This window comes from Hymenobacter armeniacus, from assembly GCF_014699055.1.
GTDB lineage: Bacteria > Bacteroidota > Bacteroidia > Cytophagales > Hymenobacteraceae > Hymenobacter > Hymenobacter armeniacus.
In genome coordinates, this window is the sequence record NZ_JACXAC010000009.1 from 45,615 (window position 1) to 65,704 (window position 20,090).

15 protein-coding genes are annotated in these 20,090 nt (G+C 64.4%); 12 read left to right on the plus strand and 3 right to left on the minus strand.

From position 1 onward, the window contains the following. The first annotated feature begins 59 nt into the window (after positions 1-59). Both IC234_RS21280 and IC234_RS21285 read left to right on the plus strand, forming a co-directional pair. Entirely contained in the window at positions 60-1,970 is a 1,911-nt protein-coding gene (locus IC234_RS21280) for a carboxypeptidase-like regulatory domain-containing protein (RefSeq protein ID WP_190928718.1), read from the plus strand. 5 nt (positions 1,971-1,975) lie between these two features. Beyond that, positions 1,976-2,587: a DNA-3-methyladenine glycosylase gene (locus IC234_RS21285; RefSeq protein ID WP_190928720.1), complete on the plus strand. Its 612-nt coding sequence runs from the start codon at positions 1,976-1,978 to the stop codon at positions 2,585-2,587. A gap of 26 nt (positions 2,588-2,613) precedes the next feature. Here the strand turns inward: IC234_RS21285 and IC234_RS21290 are convergent, their stop codons facing one another. Next, complete coding sequence (locus IC234_RS21290) at positions 2,614-4,704, minus strand: right-handed parallel beta-helix repeat-containing protein (RefSeq protein ID WP_190928722.1); 2,091 nt, start codon at positions 4,702-4,704, stop codon at positions 2,614-2,616. A gap of 367 nt (positions 4,705-5,071) precedes the next feature. On the opposite strand from IC234_RS21290, the gene IC234_RS21295 reads away from it, so the two are divergent. The 9 genes from IC234_RS21295 (at position 5,072) to IC234_RS21335 (ending at position 14,850) form a co-directional block, all read left to right on the plus strand. Then, entirely contained in the window at positions 5,072-6,334 is a 1,263-nt protein-coding gene (locus IC234_RS21295) for an ABC transporter ATP-binding protein (RefSeq protein WP_190928724.1), read from the plus strand. Between the two features lie 37 nt (positions 6,335-6,371). Next, entirely contained in the window at positions 6,372-7,262 is an 891-nt protein-coding gene (locus IC234_RS21300) for an FkbM family methyltransferase (protein ID WP_190928726.1), read from the plus strand. 10 nt (positions 7,263-7,272) lie between these two features. After that, entirely contained in the window at positions 7,273-8,328 is a 1,056-nt protein-coding gene (locus tag IC234_RS21305) for a glycosyltransferase family 2 protein (protein WP_190928729.1), read from the plus strand. Then, positions 8,325-9,290: a glycosyltransferase family 2 protein gene (locus IC234_RS21310; protein ID WP_190928731.1), complete on the plus strand. Its 966-nt coding sequence runs from the start codon at positions 8,325-8,327 to the stop codon at positions 9,288-9,290. Before IC234_RS21305 ends, IC234_RS21310 begins: the two co-directional genes overlap by 4 nt. 252 nt (positions 9,291-9,542) lie before the next feature. Then, positions 9,543-10,511, plus strand: a complete 969-nt coding sequence (locus IC234_RS21315) for a glycosyltransferase family 2 protein (protein ID WP_190928733.1) — start codon at positions 9,543-9,545, stop codon at positions 10,509-10,511. A gap of 77 nt (positions 10,512-10,588) precedes the next feature. After that, the gene (locus tag IC234_RS21320; RefSeq protein ID WP_190928735.1) at positions 10,589-11,569 is read left to right on the plus strand and encodes a glycosyl transferase; all 981 of its coding nucleotides are present in this window, start codon (positions 10,589-10,591) and stop codon (positions 11,567-11,569) included. A gap of 123 nt (positions 11,570-11,692) precedes the next feature. Further along, a complete protein-coding gene (locus IC234_RS21325) occupies positions 11,693-12,763 on the plus strand; it encodes a glycosyltransferase (protein WP_190928737.1) in 1,071 nt (356 codons plus the stop codon). Positions 12,764-12,766: 3 nt separating this feature from the next. Beyond that, entirely contained in the window at positions 12,767-13,888 is a 1,122-nt protein-coding gene (locus tag IC234_RS21330) for a glycosyltransferase family 61 protein (RefSeq protein WP_190928739.1), read from the plus strand. Between the two features lie 71 nt (positions 13,889-13,959). Then, the gene (locus IC234_RS21335) at positions 13,960-14,850 is read left to right on the plus strand and encodes an ABC transporter permease (RefSeq protein WP_317173426.1); all 891 of its coding nucleotides are present in this window, start codon (positions 13,960-13,962) and stop codon (positions 14,848-14,850) included. A 24-nt stretch (positions 14,851-14,874) separates the two neighbouring features. Here the strand turns inward: IC234_RS21335 and IC234_RS21340 are convergent, their stop codons facing one another. After that, positions 14,875-15,327, minus strand: a complete 453-nt coding sequence (locus tag IC234_RS21340; RefSeq protein ID WP_190928743.1) for a GNAT family N-acetyltransferase — start codon at positions 15,325-15,327, stop codon at positions 14,875-14,877. Positions 15,328-15,477: 150 nt separating this feature from the next. On the opposite strand from IC234_RS21340, the gene IC234_RS21345 reads away from it, so the two are divergent. Next, a complete protein-coding gene (locus IC234_RS21345; protein WP_190928745.1) occupies positions 15,478-16,878 on the plus strand; it encodes a PQQ-dependent sugar dehydrogenase in 1,401 nt (466 codons plus the stop codon). 79 nt (positions 16,879-16,957) lie between these two features. On the opposite strand, the gene IC234_RS22090 is transcribed toward IC234_RS21345, so the two are convergent. After that, positions 16,958-19,408 (minus strand): T9SS type A sorting domain-containing protein, encoded by a 2,451-nt coding sequence (locus IC234_RS22090; protein WP_190928747.1) that lies wholly within the window; start codon positions 19,406-19,408, stop codon positions 16,958-16,960. Positions 19,409-20,090: the final 682 nt, after the last annotated feature.

A 20,090-nucleotide genomic window follows, 5' to 3' on the forward strand; every position in this document is an offset into this window, starting at 1 on the left:
CTCTGATAATTCACCGCCCTACGATGCGCTGTCTTCTACTGCTTTTGATAATGTTGAAAATGGGCTCCGCGCTTGCGCAGGGGCCCATTTTGCTGCGCGGCCAAGTGCTGGACGCCGAAACCCACCAGCCCATTCCGAATGCGCAGGTAGGCGTGGCTGGCAACCGCATCGGCACGAGTACTAACGACGACGGGCGCTTTGCCTTGACCATTCCAGCGGCGCTGCTGGGCGAGCGGCTGGAAGTGGCTCTGCTGGGCTACCGCAAGTACACCCGCGCCCTGCCGCCGCTGCCGGGGCCGGAGCTGCGCATCGAGCTGCGCATCAGCCCGGCCGCGCTGGGCGAGGTGCAGGTGACGGGCTCGGTGCTGGGCATTGTGAAAGAAGCCATCGCCCGCATTCCGCGCAACTATCCCACGCGGCCCACCCAGCTCACGGGTTTCTACCGCGAGTCGGACAACGACCCGGCCGGACAGCCGCGCTACCTGGCCGAGGGGCTGGTGCTGGCCTTCAAGGAGTCGTACAGGAAGCGCACTGCGGAGGGCGAAATTCAGATAAAGCAGTCGCGCAAAGTTGATTTGCGGCGCGACCGTACGCCCATCCGCATCGACTGGGCGGGTGGGCCGTTCATCGCGCACATGGGCGATTTTGTGCATCGCCGCTCGGATTTTATCGACCCTGCCCATTTCAAAGATTACGACTACCGCCTGGCGCCCGGCAGCACGTTTCAGGACCGGCCGGTGTACGTCATCACCTTTGGGCCGAAAGCCGGCAACCGCCGCGCTGCTTTTGCGGGGCGCATGTACATCGAGCAGGACAGCTACGCTTTCCTCGGAGCCGAATGGCACTACACGCCCGCGGGCCTCCAGCGCGGGGTGCGCGACGTGGCCGACGCGCGCGCCCTGCGCGTGGCTTACCAGTTCTACGCCGGGCGCTGGCACTTGAAAACCGTGTGGTGGCAAACCAAAGCCAAACTGCCCGTCGGGCCACCGCTGAACTACTTCGGCGAATTCCTGACCACGGCCATCGATACGGCCCAGACGCCCCGGCCCGGCTATACGGAGCGGGCGCAGTACAACGACGTCTTTCTGCGCAATACCGTGGCCTACGACTCGGCCTTCTGGCAGGGCCACACCACGCTGCTGCCTCCGGCGGCGCTGCAAAAAAGCTTGTTCGACCAGCAGCGCCAGCAGCAGGCCGATTCCCTGTTCCGGCCCTCGGCGGCTGCCACCGACCCGCAGGAGAAAAAGCTAAGCGCCTTCGACCGCTTTTTGAAGCGCTTCAGCTACGGCACCCAGGTGGGTGCTTGGCCACTGGCCGTGCCCGCGGCTGGCGTGGCGGTGGCCTATGCGCCGGCCGGCTACAGCCTGCAAATGCAGCGCACGGCCCAGGTGCGCGCCCAAGATTTTACTGTTTTTACGCAGTTCGAATACCAATACGCCCTGACACGGGAATTGGCTGTGCGCTTGGCCACCCAGCGTTTACACCGGCAGTTTCAGGGCGATGGGTGGGAAGCCGGGCTGGCGTATGAGCACAACTTTAACCCCGGCCACCGGCCGCTTTACGGGCGCGCCGGCCTGGGTTATATTCGCCAAACGGTGGCCCTGCCGCTGGGCACCTTCGACAACCCCGATAGCGGCCTGCGCGTGGCCGGCACCCACCTCGGCGCCGACGAGCTGAGCGCCCGCATCCAGACGGTAACCGACGCCTTGCGCCCCAGCCTGGGCCTGGGGGTGGAGTTGAGCCACAAGTTTGAACTGGTGGCCGATGCCAGCTACCTGGTGCCGCTACGCACCAAAACGCAGCTGCAGTTGGACGAGGAAAGCGGCTTTTTTCTGTTCCGTAGCAGCGCCACTGTCGATTTGCCGGCTTCCGACGTAGACCTGCGCGTGAACGACCAGCCCACCACGCGCCCGCCGTGGCAACAGCAGCACTGGCTGCTGAGCATCGGGCTGCGCTACCGCGTCCGCTAAAGCCCATGCCGCATTCCAAGCTGCCCGCCGCCTTCTTTCAGCGCCCCGATGTGTTGACCATTGCCTGCGACCTGCTCGGCAAGCACCTATATACTTGTATCGACGGCGTGGTCACGGCCGGGCGGGTGGTCGAAACGGAGGCTTACCGGCACGAAGGCGATGACTCGCTCACGATGCACCTGCAGCGCAAGCGCCACCAGGCGCAGGGCCTGCACGTGCCCGGTGGCACGGCCTACATCTACACCGTCTACAACCGCTACGCGCTGTTCAACATCGCCACTCACGACGCCGCGCACCCCGACGCCGTGCTCATCCGGGCCATCGAGCCCACCGTGGGCATTGAGGAGATGCTGCGCCGCCGTGGCCTTGCTGAGGCAAAGCGCGCCCTCACCGCCGGGCCGGGCGTAATGAGCCAGGCGCTGGGCATCACGCCGGCCCTCACCGGCTTGCCCGTGACGGGCGAGGTGCTCTGGTTTGAAGACCACGGCGAGGAAGTGGTGCCGGCAGAAATAGTGGCCAGCGCCCGCGTCGGGCTGGAGTACGCCGGGGCCGAGGCCGCAGGCTTGCCGTGGCGCTTTCGCCTGCGCGACAGCAAGTGGACGAGCCCGGCCAAGTAGGGGACTTGTGTGCTGCGCGCCTCGTTTTATTCCAGGTTGAGGCGGATGGCGGCGGCGCCTGCGCGCACCATGTACACCCCGGCGGCCAGCCCGCGCGGCAGCACCAGTGCGGCGGTGCCGCCGGCAGTGGCGGTGGTGGTGAGCACCGGCCGGCCCACGGCATCAAACACGGTGACCACCGCGCCGGGCTGCACGCCAACGAGGGACGCCGCGCCCGTGGTCGGGTTTGGGAAAAGGGCCAGGCCGGCCGTGCCACCAGCCGCCACCGCGCGCAGCGGCGAGTAGTGGAAGGTGCCGTCGCGGTCTACTTGCCGCAGGCGGTACACTACCTGGCTGGTGCCATGGCGCGCAATGTTGGGGTCCACGAACTGGTAGTCGTGCGCTTGGGTGCTGCTGCCGTGGCCGGGCACTTGGCCCACGCGGCGGAAGGTGCGGCCGTCGGCGCTGGCTTCAATTTCAAACCGGTCGTTGTTCTTTTCCGAGGCCGTGGCCCAGCGCAGCAGCGCGTCGGCGCCCTGCGGTGCGGCCGTGAAGCGGGTCAATTCCACGGGCAGCGGGGTGCTGATGTCCAGGCGAGCCTCCGACGCACCGATGTTGCCCGGCGCGGCGGCCGCCGGCGTGGGCAGGCCGTAAAAATCGCGCGGGCCGGGGCTGAGGCCAAACTCCGTCAGCAGGTTGAGGCCCTGGCCCAGCAGCGGCGACGTCGCATCGAGCAGAAACGCCTGCGCACCGGTGCCGGTGCTCACAAAGCCCGGGGCGACGCTCATGCCCGTGGCGCGGGAACCACCAGCCAGCGTTTCCTGCGCCGAGGCATTGCGCCAGGCGCTCAGCGTGCTGTATTGTGCGGTGTTCCAGTCAAATTTCATGACGCCGGTGGGCGACCAGTAGTCGTTGCCTTCGAAGCGTACCCCCGTGGTGGTAAAAGTTCGGACGAGGCACAAGCCCGGGTCGGCCTGCAGGATGTTGTTGCGCACCGTAAAGCCCGAAATGTTACCGCTCAGCAGGTACACGGCGCTGGGCGACGAGCCGTTGGCGGGGCGGTCCAGGATGATGGTGTTGTTGTAAATATCCGCGTTTACGATGCCGCCCAGCCATGGCTCCGAGTACACCAGAATGCCACCTTGGTCTTGCTGACGGGCGTCGTTTTTGCTGATGTTGTAGCGCACCACTAGGTCGTGCATGGGCCGGGCGTAGTCGAACTGCACCAACAGGTAGCCGGGACCGTCGTTGTCGTGCGAGTAGTTGTACTGCAGCACCGAATTGGTGCAGCCGCCGTCGAGGTCGAACCCGCCGCCGTCGCGGCGGCCGCCGGCTTCGTTGTGGTGCGACTCGCAGTACTGGATGGTCAGGTTGTTGCAATCCCAGCCCCAGATGCCGGCCGGGCCGCCCCCGCGGGCGTTGAGCCAGCCGTTGTGGTAGGCCGTGCAGTGCTCCACTATCACCCCATCAATACCCGACACCACAATGCCGTTGCCGGTGGCTGAGTTGGGCAGCTCCTGGCGGCCGGGGTTGTCGTAGGCGTTGCAGTTGCCCACGTACCAGTCGCTATGGCCCAGCTCGGGGAAATAGGCATAGGAAGACAAGCCGCTCTCGCCATTGGCGTGAAACTGGCTGTTGGTGATGCGCACGTTGTCGTAGCCGCTGGTGCCGTTCCAGCTGCCCACTTCGAGGCCCACGCGCTGATAGCCGCTTATGTCCAGGCTGTCGAAGCGCAGGTGCTGCAGGTGGGCGTTGGTTGAGTCATTATAAAACTGCACCCCTGAGGCCTGGCTGGCCGCAATGCCCGCGCCCCGAAACGTGAGGTTGCGCAATTCCAGGCCGCCAGCGTTGTGAGCGTAGAAGCCCACTTCGGCGCCGCTGGCAATCACGGCCGGGCCGGCGGTGCCGTAGGAGCGAAACACGATGGGCTGCGCCGCCGTGCCTTGGTTGCTGCGCATGCGCAAGCTGCCGCTGAAGGTTTGGCCGCCTTCGAACAGGACCCGGTCGCCGGGCTGCAGGGTGGCGGCGTTTACGCGGGCCGGGGTGCGCCACGCCTGCGCCGCCGAGGTGCCCACGTTAGAGTCGTAGCCCGAACTGCTCACGTAATACGTCGTGGCCCGGGCACTGAGTGTACCCAAGAGAAGCAGGAATTGAACGAGCGTAATTGTAATTCTCATATAAAATTTATTCATCGCCGTGATATACAAAGCTAACAGATGCCGAAGCATTAAAAGCACAGCAAATCAATTTGTTTGTTGGAAAGCAAAAACGTCTCTGTTGCCAGAACATACGCTGGCTATCATTTCCGATGGCTCTCGCAAAGACCTTGCATTCACCTTCGCCATCGCCCGGTGTGCGCGGGCGCTACACCGGGGCAGCTAATGCCGGAAGTGCCGGGCCGGCTTGGTTTGCCCGTATCTTCGTCGCCCGCAACCGGACTTTTTTATTGCTTTGCCAAGATGGTGTAGCATCGGACGCAGTGGCCATTTCTCCTCCGACTTTCTCATGAGCATTCCGGCCGCCTTACAAGTTGAGCACCTGGGCAAGTTGTACCGCTTGGGCGAGGTGGGCACCGGCACGCTCAGCCAGGACCTGAACCGGGCCTGGGCCCGCCTGCGCAAGCGCGAAGACCCCTACGCAAAAATCGGCGAAGCCAACGACCGCAGCCAGAAGGGCGACAGCGACTTCGTGTGGTCGTTGCGGGACGTGAGCTTTGCCGTGCCGCAGGGCGAGGTGCTGGGCATCATCGGGCCAAACGGCTCGGGCAAATCGACGCTGCTCAAAATCCTGAGCAAAGTCACGGCGCCCACCACGGGGCGCGTGAAGCTGCGGGGCCGGGTGGCCTCGCTGCTGGAAGTGGGCACGGGCTTCCACCCGGAGCTGACGGGCCGCGAAAACGTGTTTCTCAACGGCGCCATCCTGGGCATGAGCAAGGCCGAGATACGCGCCAAATTCGACGAAATCGTGGATTTCTCGGGCGTGGAACGCTACATCGACACGCCCGTGAAGCGTTACAGCAGCGGCATGTACGTGCGCCTGGCGTTTGCCGTGGCGGCGTTTCTGGAGCCCGAAATCATGATAGTGGACGAGGTACTGGCCGTGGGCGACGCCGAGTTTCAGCGCAAGTGCCTGGGCCGCCTGCAGGAGGTGAGCCGCAACGACGGCAAAACGGTGCTCTTCGTGAGCCACGACATGAACGCCGTGCAGAACCTCTGCACCCAGGCGCTGCTGTTGGAGCAGGGCCGGGTGGCCCACCTGGGGCCCACCGCCCACACCATTGCCCACTACGCCCACGCCCGCAAGCTGCAGGCCGGCGAGCAGTGGCACCGCCCCAACGCCCCCGCCAAGGCCCTGAAGCTGACCGATGCGGTGCTGACGGACCTGGCGCAGGATGAGAAGAACTGTTGCTTCACCCTGGCCCTCACGTATTGCCACAACGCGCCGCACCCGGCCGCGTTCATTGCCATTGATGTGGCCGATAGCGCGGGCAGCCCGCTCATGCAAGCGCTGCCCACGCTCGACAAGTTTTTGGTGTATAACCCCAATGGCTCCACCGCCCTGCGTGTGCGGGTGGAGCTGCCGCCGCTGGTGCCCGGCGAGTACTACCTGAGCTTCTGGGCCGGCAGTCACAACACCGACACCCTCGATTTTGAAGAGCAAATCGTGCGCTTCGACATCGTTGCCTCGCCCACCAAGGGCCGGACTTTTCCGCACACGCGCGACCACGGAGCCATTGTTCCGTATGCGGAGGTGCTGGGCCAGCAGTAAGCTGCCGACCGCCTTTGCTGTAACGCCTGCGTCCGCCATGACCCTCCCGACCACCATCCGCAACACCTTTAATAAGTGGACCTTTGCAGAAGCACTGCGGCTGGTCAAGGCCACGGCGTGGCACCGGCTCACCGGCCGCCACGACAAGATTCTGGATGAGAACGTGCTGGTCAATGAGCTGAAGGCGTGCGGTTACCTCGTCGCGAGTGAAGACGACTGTTTTGTGCTCGAAAACCCGTCGCTGGGCATCAAGGTGTGGTGCCGCAAGTTTTCCAGCGACCTGCACGTGCTCTGGCAGCTGTACCTGCGCCACGAGCTGAGCCCGCTCATCGACCTCATCAACGCCCGGCAGCTGCCCGTGCGCACCGTGTTCGACATCGGGAGCAACATCGGGCTGGCGGCCATCCGGCTGAGCCACGCCTTTCCGCAGGCCCGAATTGTTGCCGTGGAGCCCGCCCCCGACAACGTTCGCATCCTGCAGAAAAACATTGCCGCCAATGGGGTGCCGGCCGTGGTGCTGCCCACTGGCGTGTGGCACAAGGCGGCCCGGCTCTATTTCGACCGCTCTTTTCGCGACGGCCAGGACTGGTCCATTGCCCTGACGGAGACGCCCAGCGGCAACCTCGCGGAATACGTGGATGCCGTGAGCCTCAACGACATTGCAGCGCAGCACGGCGTGACGTCCATCGACCTGCTGAAGATTGACATCGAAGGCGGCGAGCGGTACATTTTCAACGAGGCCCGCGAGGGGCTGGAGTTTCTGGCCATCACCCGGGTTGTGGCCATTGAGGTGCACGAGGAATTTGGGGTAGAAGACCGAATCAAGGCCATTTTGCAGGAGGCTGGCTTCCGCATCAGCCAAAGCGGCGAATACCTGGTGGGCATGCGCGAGGGAGCGTCGCTGCCCCTGCACGCCCTTCACCCTTAACTGCTGACCCATGCCTGCTGCTAGTGCGCCGTTGGTGAGTGTGGTGATGCCGGTGTATAACAGTGCGCCCTACGTGGCAGAGGCCGTGGCGAGCATTCTGAACCAGACGTTTACCGATTTCGAGCTGCTGATTTTCAACGACGGCTCCACGGACGGCAGCGGCATGCTGCTGCGCGGCTTCACCGACGCGCGCATTCGCCTGTTCGACTACGCCGACAACGTGGGCTACGTGGCCCACCTCAACCACGCCCTGGAGCTGGCCCGCGGCCCCTACCTGGCCCGCATGGACGCCGACGACGTGGCCGACCCCGACCGCCTGGCCCGGCAGGTGGCCCTGCTCGAAGCCCATCCCGAAATTGGGCTGTGCGGCACGGCCTACCGCGAGTTTGGCAGCCGGCAGGGCTTAGTGCCGGTGCCCGAAACCGATGCCGAAATCCGGCGCTGGCTGCTGCGCAGCAGCCCCTTTGGCCACCCCACTGTGCTGCTGCGCACGGACATCGTGCGCCAACACCGCCTGCGCTATGACGCCGCCGCCATGCCCGCCGAAGACTACCGCCTGTGGTACGAGCTGAGCCGGGTGACGCAGCTGGCCAACCTGCCCGAGCCTTTACTGGCCTACCGCGTGCACCCCACCCAAACCAGCCAGGTGCTCACCGCCAAGCGCCTGGCCAGCGTGAACGAAACGCGCCGCCGCCAGCTGCTCGACAAAGGCTTTGAGCTCACGCCCGCCGAGTGGGAGGGCTACCTGCGCATTCTGGACCGCGCCACTCGCCCGCGCACCGCCCACGACCTGCAGCTGCTGCTGGCCACCATGCGCACCGTAGCCAGCCAGAACGCCCGGCTGCAGGCCTACCCGGCTGCGTGGTTTGAGGAGCTGTTTGCCGCGGCCTGGCAAGAGGCCGTCATTGCCATTGAGCGCCACGGCTGGGCTTACGCGCGGCCGGTGCTACTGGCCCCCAAGCCCTTTCCGGACCCGCTGGGCCCAATGGCCCGCCTAAAGCTGCTGGCCAAGTGCGCCGTGGGCTGGCGCGTGCCAAGTCCTTCACCTTCAGCGCCCGCCGCATGAGTCTGGTAAGCATCATTGTGCCGTGCCGCAACTACGGCGCCCTGCTGCCCGAAGCCTTGGCCTCGGTGCTGGCCCAAACCCACGCCGAATGGGAGTGCCTGGTGGTAGACGACGGCTCGACTGACTCGACCCCCGCCGTAGCGGCCCACTACGCGGCCCGCGACCCGCGCATCCGCTACCTGGGCCGGCCCCACGCGGGGGCCTCGGCGGCGCGCAACCACGGCCTGCGCGAGGCACGCGGCCAATTCGTTCAGTTTCTGGACGCCGACGACCTGCTGCCGCCGCGCAAGCTGGAGGCGCAGCTGGCCTACCTGGCCGCGCACCCCACCGTGGACGTGGTGTATGGCGACGTGCGCTACTTCCGCCACGGCGAGCCCGCCGTGCTCAGCCGCTCGTTCGACATGCAGGACACCACCGCGTGGTTTGTGCCGCTGCACGGCACGGGGGCGGCGGTGCTGCGCCCGCTGCTGGTCGAAAACCGGGTGGTCATTCACGCGCCCTTGTTGCGGCGGTCGGTGTTCGAGGCCGTGGGGGCGTTTTCGGAGCGGCTGGGGGCCGTCGAAGACTGGGAGTTCTGGCTGCGGTGCGCGGCTGGCGGGCAGGTGTTTGACTACCAGGACCTGCCCGGCACCCAGACGTTGGTGCGCGTGCACTCGCGCAGCACCAGCCAAGACCGCGCCCGCGTGGTGGCCAACGTGGAGCGGCTGCGCGTGCACCTCAAACCCTTGCTCGCTGCTTTCGGCGATGCCGGCCTGCTGGCCCTGAACCAAACCTTGCTCAACGATATCCGGTTGGAGAATGCGGCCTACTACATGCAGCACGGTGAGGTAGGGCGTGGCCTGCTGGGATTTACGCGCTTAGCCCTCGACACGGGGCAGTTTATAGCCGGCGTGCGAAATGTGGCATACTGGCTGCGGTATTCCCTGCGAAAAGCAATAAAAAAAAATAATAAATCACTATAATTCGTCCTTGCGTCGGGCATTGTCGTATTTTTGGCATCGCGTAGCCGCTTAGTAGGTCTTCCGCTCCGGCACGGCACTGCACCGCTGCAGCTTTTGTGCTGCCCGGTACCATGTCCCAACCTGCTGGTGCTGCTACCGGGCGGTTCGTGTGTCGACCTACCATCCCTGCCTGTCGCTGCGCCGGCTGTTGCCCTCTGCATGAACAATATTGATACGGAGCGTTATCCACAAACGCCACCCGCTATAGCGCCCTTGCCTGATTTGCCCGGCCGGCCCCGTTGGTCGGTGATGATTCCGGCCTACAACTGCGCGGCCTTCCTGCCCGATGCGCTGAAAAGCGTGCTGGCCCAGGCCCCCGGTCCGGAACTGATGCAGATAGAGGTGGTGGACGATGCCAGCACCGATGCCGACGTGCAGGCGCTGGTAGAAGCCCACGGCCACGGCCGGGTGGGCTACTTCCGGCAGCCGCGCAACGTGGGCAGCATTCGCAACTTCGAAACCTGCATCAATCGCGCGCGGGGCCATATCGTCCACATCTTGCACGGCGACGACCGCCTGATGCCCGTGGCGCCCGGGGCCACCGGGTTTTACCAGAAAATGGGCGAGCTGCTGGACCGCTACCCCGAAGCGGGCGCGGCGGCCTGCCACTACGCCTACATCAACGAGGCCGGGCGGCTGAACGGGATTCCGGCCCGCTTGGCTGAAGAGGACGGCTTGCTGGAAGACTGGCTGTTGCGGCTGGCCAAGCAGCAGCAGTTGCAGTATGCCTGCACCGTGGTCAGGCGCCGGGTGTACGAGGAGCTGGGCAGCTTTTATGGCAACAGCTACGGCGAGGACTGGGAAATGTGGGTGCGCATTGCCCGGCACTACCCCGTCGCCTACACCCCCGACACGCTGGCCCAATACCGGGGCCACGGCCAGTCCATCTCGTGGACTAAACTCATGTCGGGCGAGCTGGTGACCGACATGGTGCAGGTAATCGGGCGCATTCAGGAACACGTGCCGGCGGCGCAGCGCAAGGCGGTGGCCGATTTTTCGGGCAAGTTCTATGCGCACTTCGTCATTACCACGGCCTACGAACTGGCCGAGCGCAGCCAGGACTGGGGCATGGTGTACCGGCTGGTTAAAAAGTCATTGGAACTGCACCGCGATGCTGCCATGTACCAAAAAGTGTTGCGGGCTTGGTTTAAGTACCAGCGCACCAAACTCCTGGCTCGCTGAGGCCCACCCCCGTTGGTGCGCAATCTGCGCCGGCGGTTCCTTCCATTTCTCTGCTTCTCTGCTCAGCTGCTCCGGCCATGAAAGTTGCCTTCACCATTTGCTCGAACAATTACTTAGGCTCGGCCGGGGTGTTGGTTGATTCCTTTAAGCGCCATCACCCCGATTTTGAGGTGTACATCGGGCTCGTCGACTTGCTTTCTGACCAAGTGGACTACCCGTCCCTGGGCTGCACGGTGCTGCCCGTCACCGACATCGCCATGCCCGACCCGCGGGAACTGAGCCAGAAATTCGACATCATCGAACTCAGCACCACGGCCAAACCCTATTATTTCCAGCACTTCTTTTTCAAGCTGGGCGCTACCCAGGCCATCTACCTCGACCCCGACATTGAGGTGTTTGCGCCCCTGGCCGCCGTGCAGCAGGGCCTGGAGCAGGCCATGGTGACGCTCACGCCCCACATGCTCACGCCTGTGGACGACGAGTTCTGGCCCAACGACGTACACATTCTGCCCACCGGCGTGTTCAACCTGGGGTTTGTGGCGCTGGCCCGGCACCCGCAGCTGGCCTTCTTTCTGGACTGGTGGGCCGACCGCTGCCTGCAGTACGGCTTTCGCAATGCCAAAGAAGGGCTGTTTTACGACCAGATTTGGATGAACTACGTTCCCACGTTCTTCGAGTCGTACTACATCATCCGCGACCCCGGCTACAACGTGGCCAACTGGAACCTGCACGAGCGCACGATAAGCCGCGACGCCGCCGGCAAGTGGTGGGTGAACGGCAACGCCGAGCTGGCCTTCTTCCATTTCAGCCACTACAACATCAAGGCGCCCGACGTCATCAGCTCCTACCACAACCGTTTCACCTTCGGCAACCGGCCCGACCTGCTGCCGCTATTCACGGAATACCGCCAACAGGTTCTCAACCGCCGCGGCGAATTTTTGAAAACCCTGAAGCCCTACTATGGCGAGCTGCACCGCCAGGCCGTGAAGCCCAACTATCGTAGCTATACCGACCTCAAGCGCAGGATGCTGCGGCGCTTGCAGGCTCTGCTTGACTAAGCCTTTTCTTAGGCGGCCGCGTATCCACTAGAGGTAAATCTACCCTCGCCCCGCTGCCATTCTTAGCAAACAACTCGCATTTGTTTGCAATTTATGGAATGTATTTAAGTTATTATTGCAATTATGCTGGAGGATAAGCTGGGGGTATCTTTTCTACTGTGCACCTACAATGGGGCGCCGCGGCTAGCTGAAACGCTGGCCTGCTTGGCTGCGCAGGAAAACCCAGCTGGCATTGCGTGGGAAATCATTTTTGTGGACAATGCCAGCACCGACGGCAGCGCCCGGCTGGCGCGCGACGCCTGGGAGGCGCTGGGCGCCCCCGCGCCGCTGCGGCAGTTGCACGAGCCCCGGCCGGGTTACAAAGTGGCCATGCAACGCGCCATCGACCACGTGTCGTACCGCTACGCCTGCATCGTCGACGACGACAACCGCCTCGACCGCAATTACCTGCGCACCGGCGTGGAGCTGTTGGAGGCCCATCCGCAAATCGGCATTTTGGGCGGACCCAACACGGCCACCTTCGACGGCGAGGCGCCGGCGTGGTTTCCGGACTTTCAGCACTGCTACGCTTCGGGGCCGCAGCTCGACCGCGTGGGCGGCGCCTTCGCGCCGCTGGCCGACGGGCCGGTGGGCCGCAACGTGCTGTGGGGGGCCGGCATGCTGGTGCGCGCCGAAATCTGGCAGCGGCTGCAGGCCCGCGGGTTTGCCAGCCTCTTTACGGGCCGCCAGGGCGAAGCCAACCTGACCGCTGGCGAAGACGACGAGCTGTGCTACGCCGCCCAGCTGCTGGGCTACGAGGTGTGGTATTCGTCGCGGCTGCACCTGCGCCACCACATGGCGCCGGCTCGCCTCAGCGAGGACTACCGCGACCGGCTGTTTTACGCTTCGGCCCGGGCCACGCCCCGCCTCAACGCCTACCGCAATGCCCTGTGGGGCCGGCCCGACGGCTCCGTGCCCGTGAACCTGCTCAAGGACCTGGGCTACGCCGCGTGGGGGGTGTGCAAGAACGTATGTCAGCCGGCCTTTGTGCGCGCCTGGCTCGCCAACAACCGACTGCCCTTGATGAACCAGCGCCACGCGTTGGTGGTGATGCGCGAAATGGTGTGGCACTACGGCCAAGTGCGGGCATACTACGAACGGGTGAGGGGCTTTCAACAACGCCTGCGCTCACCCCAATCCTTCCTAACTGCCTGACGTATGTATAAGTTGATAAAGGCCGTCGGGGATGCCCTGGTAAATCGGATTGCCAGGTCCTTGCCGGGGTGGCAGGGCGCAGTGGTGGAAAAAACGTTTCCGGCCCGGGCGTCTTACCGCCCCACGCCGCCCGCCAATGCCGCCATGCTCACGCGCGCCCTGGTGGCCCGTCTCACGCTGCCGGTGCACTTCCAGCCCTACCACATCTACTCCCTGTGCAACGTGCACGTGACCTGGGACGGTGCCGTGTTCAACAATTTCCGGCTTTTCGAGCCCAGCATTGTGCGCCGTAGTTTCTTGAGCCGGTTTCAGGACACGCTGCTGCTGCGCCAGTGGGTGGGCGAAAAAGTGAAAGTGAGCGGCACCGAAATTGCCGTGTGCCACAACCAATGGTCGACGGAAAATTACTATCACTGGCTGATTGACAGTTTGCCCCGGTTGCTGGTGCTGCGTAGCCTGTACCCCGGCATGAAGCTGTTGCTGCCGCGGGTGTCGGCGCTGCACCCGGTGCCGGAGTTTATTGCGACCAGCGCCCGCCTGCTGGGCTTCACCGACCACCTACCCCTCAACCCCCGCCAAATACTGAGCGCCCAAACCGTGATTCTGCCCGACCTCACGGCCGCCTCGCTCACCCAGCGCCCCGAGCTGGTGCGGCAGGTGCGGCAGGAGTTGCTCAAGGCCCTGTGCCTCGAGCCAGGGCGCGCGTTCCGGCGGGTGTACGCGGCGCGGGCCGCGGGCTTCCCGCGCAACTTGCTCAACGAGCCGGAAGTGGAAGCGTGGCTGCAGCAGGAAGGCTTCGAAAAGGTGTATTTTGAGCACCTGACGTTGCTGGAGCAAGTCCGGCTGATGCAGGAGACAGAGGTGTTGCTGGCCGTGCACGGCGCCAACATGACCAACCTGCTGTTTCTGCCCGATACGGCCCGGGTTGTGGAAATTCACAACAGGGAATACAGCGACCCGTGTTATTTGCGACTGGCTTCCTGTTTGGGGCTGGAGTTCTACATCTGTCCATGTCAGGGCGTCGACGCCCGGCTGGGCAACCAATCGGATGTAATCGTCGACATGGTGTTGCTGAAAGACGTCACCACGCTTGCCTTGGCCGGCACCCGCAAAGTGTCAACCTAAGCACTTCGCCACACTGCTCTTTGTCGGGTTTGGCCGATGCGCCTCGCCGACACGAACTACTTCGTCTCTACGTGAATACAGATATTAGCACGCCTCCGGCGTCTTCGCCCGCGGCCGAAGAGCCCACCTACTGGACCGAAATCATTGAGCCACAAGAGGGCTTGTTCCAATTGGGGCTGGCGGCCGTGTGGCGCTACCGCGACTTGGTGATGCTGTTTGTGCGCCGCGATTTTGTGGCTTCCTACAAGCAGACCATTCTGGGCCCCATCTGGATAGTGGCGCAGCCGCTGCTTACGACGCTCATGTACCTGGTCATTTTCGGCAACATCGCCCGGCTCTCGACCGACGGCTTGCCGGCACTGCTGTTTTACCTCTCGGGCGTCACCATCTGGAACTACTTTGCCCAAACGCTCACCGCGACGGCGGCCGTTTTTCGCGACAACGCGGCCATTTTCGGCAAGGTGTACTTTCCGCGGCTGGCCATGCCGCTGTCCATTGTGCTCTCCAACCTCATCCGTTTTGCCGTGCAGTTTGCGCTGTTTCTGGCGGTATGGGGGTATTATTGGGTGAATACCAATACGGTACACCCCAATGCCTACTTGCTGCTGCTGCCCGTGCTGGTGGGGCTCATGGGCCTGCTCTCGCTGGGCATTGGCATGGTGTTCAGCGCGCTCACCACCAAGTACCGCGACCTGGCCGTGCTTCTCGGCTTTGGCATTCAGTTGGCGATGTACGCCAGCCCGGTCATCTATCCGGTGTCGAGCGTGCCGGCGCACTACCGGTGGCTGCTGCAGGCCAACCCCATCACGCCCATCATTGAAACGCTGCGCTACGGCTTCCTGGGCTCAGGCACGTTTAGCTGGCACGGCCTGGCGCTGAGCGCGTTGCTAACCGTCGTCATCCTGCTGCTCGGCGTCGTTATTTTCAATCGCACGCAGCGAAGCTTCACCGATACCGTGTAGGCGGCATCAAAGCCGGGGCAACGCTTAGCCGTAGGGGTTAGCTTGTTTGATTTCCAGCCACCGGTCGGGTCGGTCGAGCGCCTCGTAGCCAAAGCGCTGGTAGAGCGTGTGCGCGTCGTACGTGGCCAGCAGGTGGCGGCGCAGGTTTTGCAGGTCGGGGTGGGCCTGCATCCGGCTCACCAGCCATTTGGAGAGGCCCTGGCCGCGGTGCGCGGGCAGCACAAACACGTCGCAGAGCCAGGCAAACGTGGCCCGGTCCGTCACCACGCGGCAGAAGCCGGCCTGGCTGCCGTCGGGCGCATACAGCCCAAAGTTTAGGGAGTGGGCAATGGCGCGCTCCACGGTGGCCCGCGGAATGTGCCGCGCCCAGTACGATTCTTCGCTCAGCCACCGGTGCACGGCGGCCACGTCGAGCCGGGCCGGGTCGGTGCTGAGGAAATAGCCATCGGGCCGGGTTTCGGTGATGAAGTCAGGCATGAGCGGCAAAAGGCGAAGGAAGTAAGCAAGGGCGGCAAGCTACAAACTCGCGGCCGTTGGCAGCGGTTGCACATCCAGCGGCCGGGCTGCTGCGTTAGCAACTCCAGGCCATCACTTGCTTATCTTCACCTTATTACTCAACCAACTACTATGAAAACGCTACGCTTTGCTGTGCTGGCCGCCTGGGCCGGCGCGGCGCCCCTGGCGGCGGCCGGGCAGGCGCCGGCGCTCAGCACTTTTGCCGTGGGTGCCACCACCGTCACGGTCTCGGCCGTGGCCACCAACCTCGACGTGGTGTGGGAGCTGGTGTGGGGCCCTGATAATTTCTTGTGGGCCACGGAACGCTACGGCCGCATCAGCCGCATCAATCCGACCACGGGGCAGGTGCTGCCCCTGCTCACCCTGCCCGACGTGACGACCGTGAGCGAGAGCGGCCTGCTGGGCATGGTGCTGCACCCGCAGTTTGCCACCTCGCCCTACGTGTACGTGGTGTACAACTACACCGACGCCGGCAGCCTCAAGGAGAAAGTGGTGCGCTACACCTACTCGGCCACGGCCAACACCCTGACGGCCCCGCTCGTGCTGCTGGGCGGCATCACGGCCTTCAACACGCACAGCGGCTCGCGCCTGCTCATTCTGCCCGACCTTACGCTGCTCGTGACCACCGGCGATGCCTCCCAGGCGTCGTTGGCCCAAAACCCGACCTCGCTCAACGGCAAAATCCTGCGCATGAACCTCGACGGCACCGTGCCGGCCGACAACCCGACGCCCAACAGCCTGGTGTATACGCTGGGCCACCGCAACCCGCAGGGGCTGGTGCGCCTGCCCAGCGGCAGCCTCTACAGCTCGGAGCACGGCCCCAACAACGACGACGAGATTAACAAGATTGAAGCCGGCCGCAACTACGGCTGGCCCGACGTGGAAGGCTATTGCAACCTGGCCGCCGAAAGAACCTTTTGCGCCGCCAACAACGTGCGCGAGCCGCTCTATACCTGGACGCCCACCATCGCGCCGGCCGGGCTGGCCTACTATGACCACCCGGCCATCCCCGGCTGGCGCGGCAGCTTGCTGCTGGCCGTGCTCAAAGACCAGCGCCTGCTGCAACTGCCGCTGGACGCGGCGGGCGCCGCCATCACCGGGCGCACCGACTACCTGGCGGGCCAGTTTGGCCGGCTGCGCGCCATTTGCGTGTCGCCCGCGGGCAAAGTGTACGTGGGCACCAGCAACCTGCGCGGCCAGATAGGCAACCCTGCCGCCACCGATGACCGCATCCTAGTGCTCGAAAACCGTTCGTTTGTAACGGCCAATCGGCCCGAAGCAAGCTTCTCGTTCGACGTCTTTCCCAACCCGGCCCAGCGCTCGGCCACGGTGCGGCTGGCGGCGCCGGCCACGCGCCTCACCATTCGCGACGTGCTGGGGCGCTCTGTGGCCGCCATTCGCCCTAGTTCCCTCACTGCCGCGCTGGACCTGAGCGCGTTGCGCGCCGGCACCTATTTTGTAGAAGCCGAAGGAGCAGCCGGGCGCGCCACGCGCCGGCTGGTGGTAGAATAGCCCGCCCCAACTCGCCGGTACCAACACAAAAAAAGCCCCGGCACTCGCCGGGGCTTTTTGAGATGAAACAACGCGGAGGCTATTCCAGCACCACTTTGCGGGTGAGCACCTGCTCGCCCACGGTCACGCGCAGCGTGTAGAGGCCGCCAGCCAAGTGGCGGGTCGAGAGCGTCTGCTCGGCAGCGCCGTTCAAGGCCTGGGTGCGCACGGTCTGACCCAGCGCATTCAGCAGCGTGGCCTGGCCGGTGCCGGTGGGGCCGCTGAGGCGCAGGGTGAGCTGGCCGGTGTTGCTCGGGTTGGGGTACACCAGCAGGGCTTCGGTGTCGGCCTGGGCGCGGGTAGCCGTGGGCGTGCCGGCAATGGTGAAGGTGCCCGGCGTGTCGGAGCTGCCGTAGCCGCTGATGGCCACGTAGTAGCGCGTGCCCACCGTCAGGCCCGTGATGTTGATGGGGCCCACGTTCTGGTTGTTGCCGGGACCAGCTTGGCAGAACACTTGCGTGAACGGACCAGCCGAGCAGCTCGGCGACGTGTACACGCGCACCGAGCCGGCGGCCGTGCCCGTGACGGTCATGGCGCGGGTGGTGGCGGTGGCGGTGAAGGCGTACCATACATCCTTGGGTACGGCGGCCGGAGCGCAGGCCGGCACGTTGATGCCGTTCTGGAGGCTGGTGGTGGCGCCCACGTTGGAGCCCGTGATGGTAGTCGTGCCCAGGGTGATGGCGCCGCAGGGCTCGTCGTTGGCCGGGGCCGTGAGCGGCGTGGTGAAGCAGATGGGGCCCACAAACGTGCTGCTGCCATTGGTCGAGCCGCAGTTCTGGCGCACGTAGAAGCAGTAAGTCGTGCTAGGAGTGAGGCCGGTGAGCGTGGTGGTAGTACCCGAAATGTTGGTGACCGAAGTACCGGTGCCGGGCGTAAAGCCCTGCGGGCCATACTCAACGTCGTAGGTGCCGGGCGTGCCGGCGGGCGCCGTCCACGTCAGCTGTGCCGTCGTGTTGGTGAGGTTGCTGGCGGCGGGGCCGGTGGGCACGGCGCAGTTCGACGGCGACGTGGCGCACACGCCAATGGGGCCAAACGTGTCGTTGCCATACTCCCACACCCGTACGTAGAGCACTTCGCCGGGCGTGCGGCCGGTAAGGGCGATGAGCGAGAACAGGCCGTTCTGGCTGTCGTCGTCGTCGCACTCAATCTGGTTGAGCGTGGTGCAAGTGCCCGAGTACACGGCCATGCCCGTGTCGGTAACGGGGCCGCCCGTGCCCGAGGTTTCGAGCGTCACGGTGCCCGTGGCCGGTACCGTCACTTTAAACCAGATGTCGCCGCCCTGGTAGTCGGCCGTGCCGCCGCCCGTGGTGCAGTTCGTGGGCGCCGGGGCGCCCGTCGAGGCCGTGGCGGCCGTGTTGTTGCCCATGGTGGGCGCCGTGCAACCCCCAAACTGAACCGGAATGTTGATGGCGCCGGCGCAGTCGTCGTTGGCCGGCGCCACGGCCGCCGTCGTGAAGCTGCCCGCGTTGGAGCGCGTGCTACTGCCGGCTGTGCCGCCGCAGTTTTGCGTCACATAGAACTGGTAGCCCGTTAGGGGCGTCAGGCCGGTAATGGTGAGTGTGGTGCCGGTGGCCGTGGCCGTCGAATACACGTTGGTAGTGGAGGCGGGCAAGGCCGGGTTGAAGCCAGTGGGGCCGTACAGAATGGTGAAGGGGCCCGCCGGCGTGTTGGATACGCCGTAGGTCAGCACCGCCGAGTTGCTGGTCACGGTAGCCGCCAGGCTGCGCGGGGCGGGGCAGGCCGCAGGCGCGGGTGGGGTGAAGGTGTAGGTCTGGCCCGCGGCCGGAACCGTGGCAATGTTGCTGGTTTCGGTGGTGGAACTGGCCACTGGCGCCGCGCTCGTGTTGTTCAGCGACAGAAACGAGCCGCTGCCCGTGCCCGCGCCGGCCAGGCCGATGGAAGCCGTGCTGGTGATGGCCGCCGGCTCGGGACGGTACACAAAGCGCACCACGTTGGTGCCTTCCACCAGCTGCACCTGAAAAGACAGCTGGGGCGCCGCCGTGGCGCTGTGCTGGCGCCAGTTCAGCCACTGAAACGTGAAGACGCGGCTGCCGGCTGTGCCCGTGGTCTGGTACGAAGCCGTGCCGTTCACGCCGTCCAGGTCATCCCAGTAGGGCGCCACCAGGGGCCGCGAGGCCGCGCTCACCGTGGCCAGGGCATTGCTATACGCCGCCGTGCCATTGGCCGGAGCCGAGGCGTTGAAGGAAATCCACCCGTTGGAGTTGGCGTACACCTGCGTGTACGTAACGCCGTCAAACACAAAGTTGAAGCCCAGCGGAATAGCCCCGGTGATGGCGTCGTCGCTGCTGATGGTGGTCACGGCCGTGGCCGTGGCGGGCAGCGGCGTGAACGTGCCCGCGCTGGGCGCAAGCGCATAGGTGTCAACAGTTTGAGCCTGGGCGGGTCGGTTGAGCAGCAGGGCTGCCAACAAAAGCAGCGCCCAGCCCAAGGGGCCGCGCCGCCGTGCATTTACATGTAAAGGTGTATTCATGGGTGAAGGGAAAAAGGTAAAAAATGCGGGTGGAGTATGACGAAGTTTGGATGGCCAGCGTGCTAATGCCGACCTTATTGGTAGTGTAATGTAGGCAAAAAGCTGGAGAGGGCACAACTGGCACCAGTCGGCTATGCGCTGTAGGAGCTACCGTGGCGACAAATAAAGCGCATGAATGTGCGGAATAGCACTTTGGTACCCAAAAATTGCCTTGCGACCACTAGGTGCGGACCCGCGCGGTCAGTGCCTTTTTCGTGGCTGATGTGCCCTGCTGCCGCTCATGGGTTTTTCAAAGCGGTGCGCACTGCGCCCACAGGCGGACCATGTGGAACGGGGTTGGAACCTAAATAAAAATCACAAATAAGTTCCATTTCGTCAAAAATTTGTGAAGTTTGGCCCTTAATTTGCTGCGGTAGAAGGGCATTTCGGAGGCATATTTTGCCTTTGGGCTTTTCTACCTCTATCTTGGTTCGCCGATTCGTCGGAACCACCCTCAAGTGTCTTTTTTCACTCCCTTTCACCCCTCTTTTTCACCCATGAGAAAAATCTTACACTCCTTCACCCTGCTGCTCTTCGCGTGTGGCCTGCTCTTGGGCAGTGCGCAAGAAGCGCGGGCGTCGCACTTGCTGGGCGGCGACATGACCTACGTCTCGCTGGGCAACAACCAGTACCGGGTCAAGTT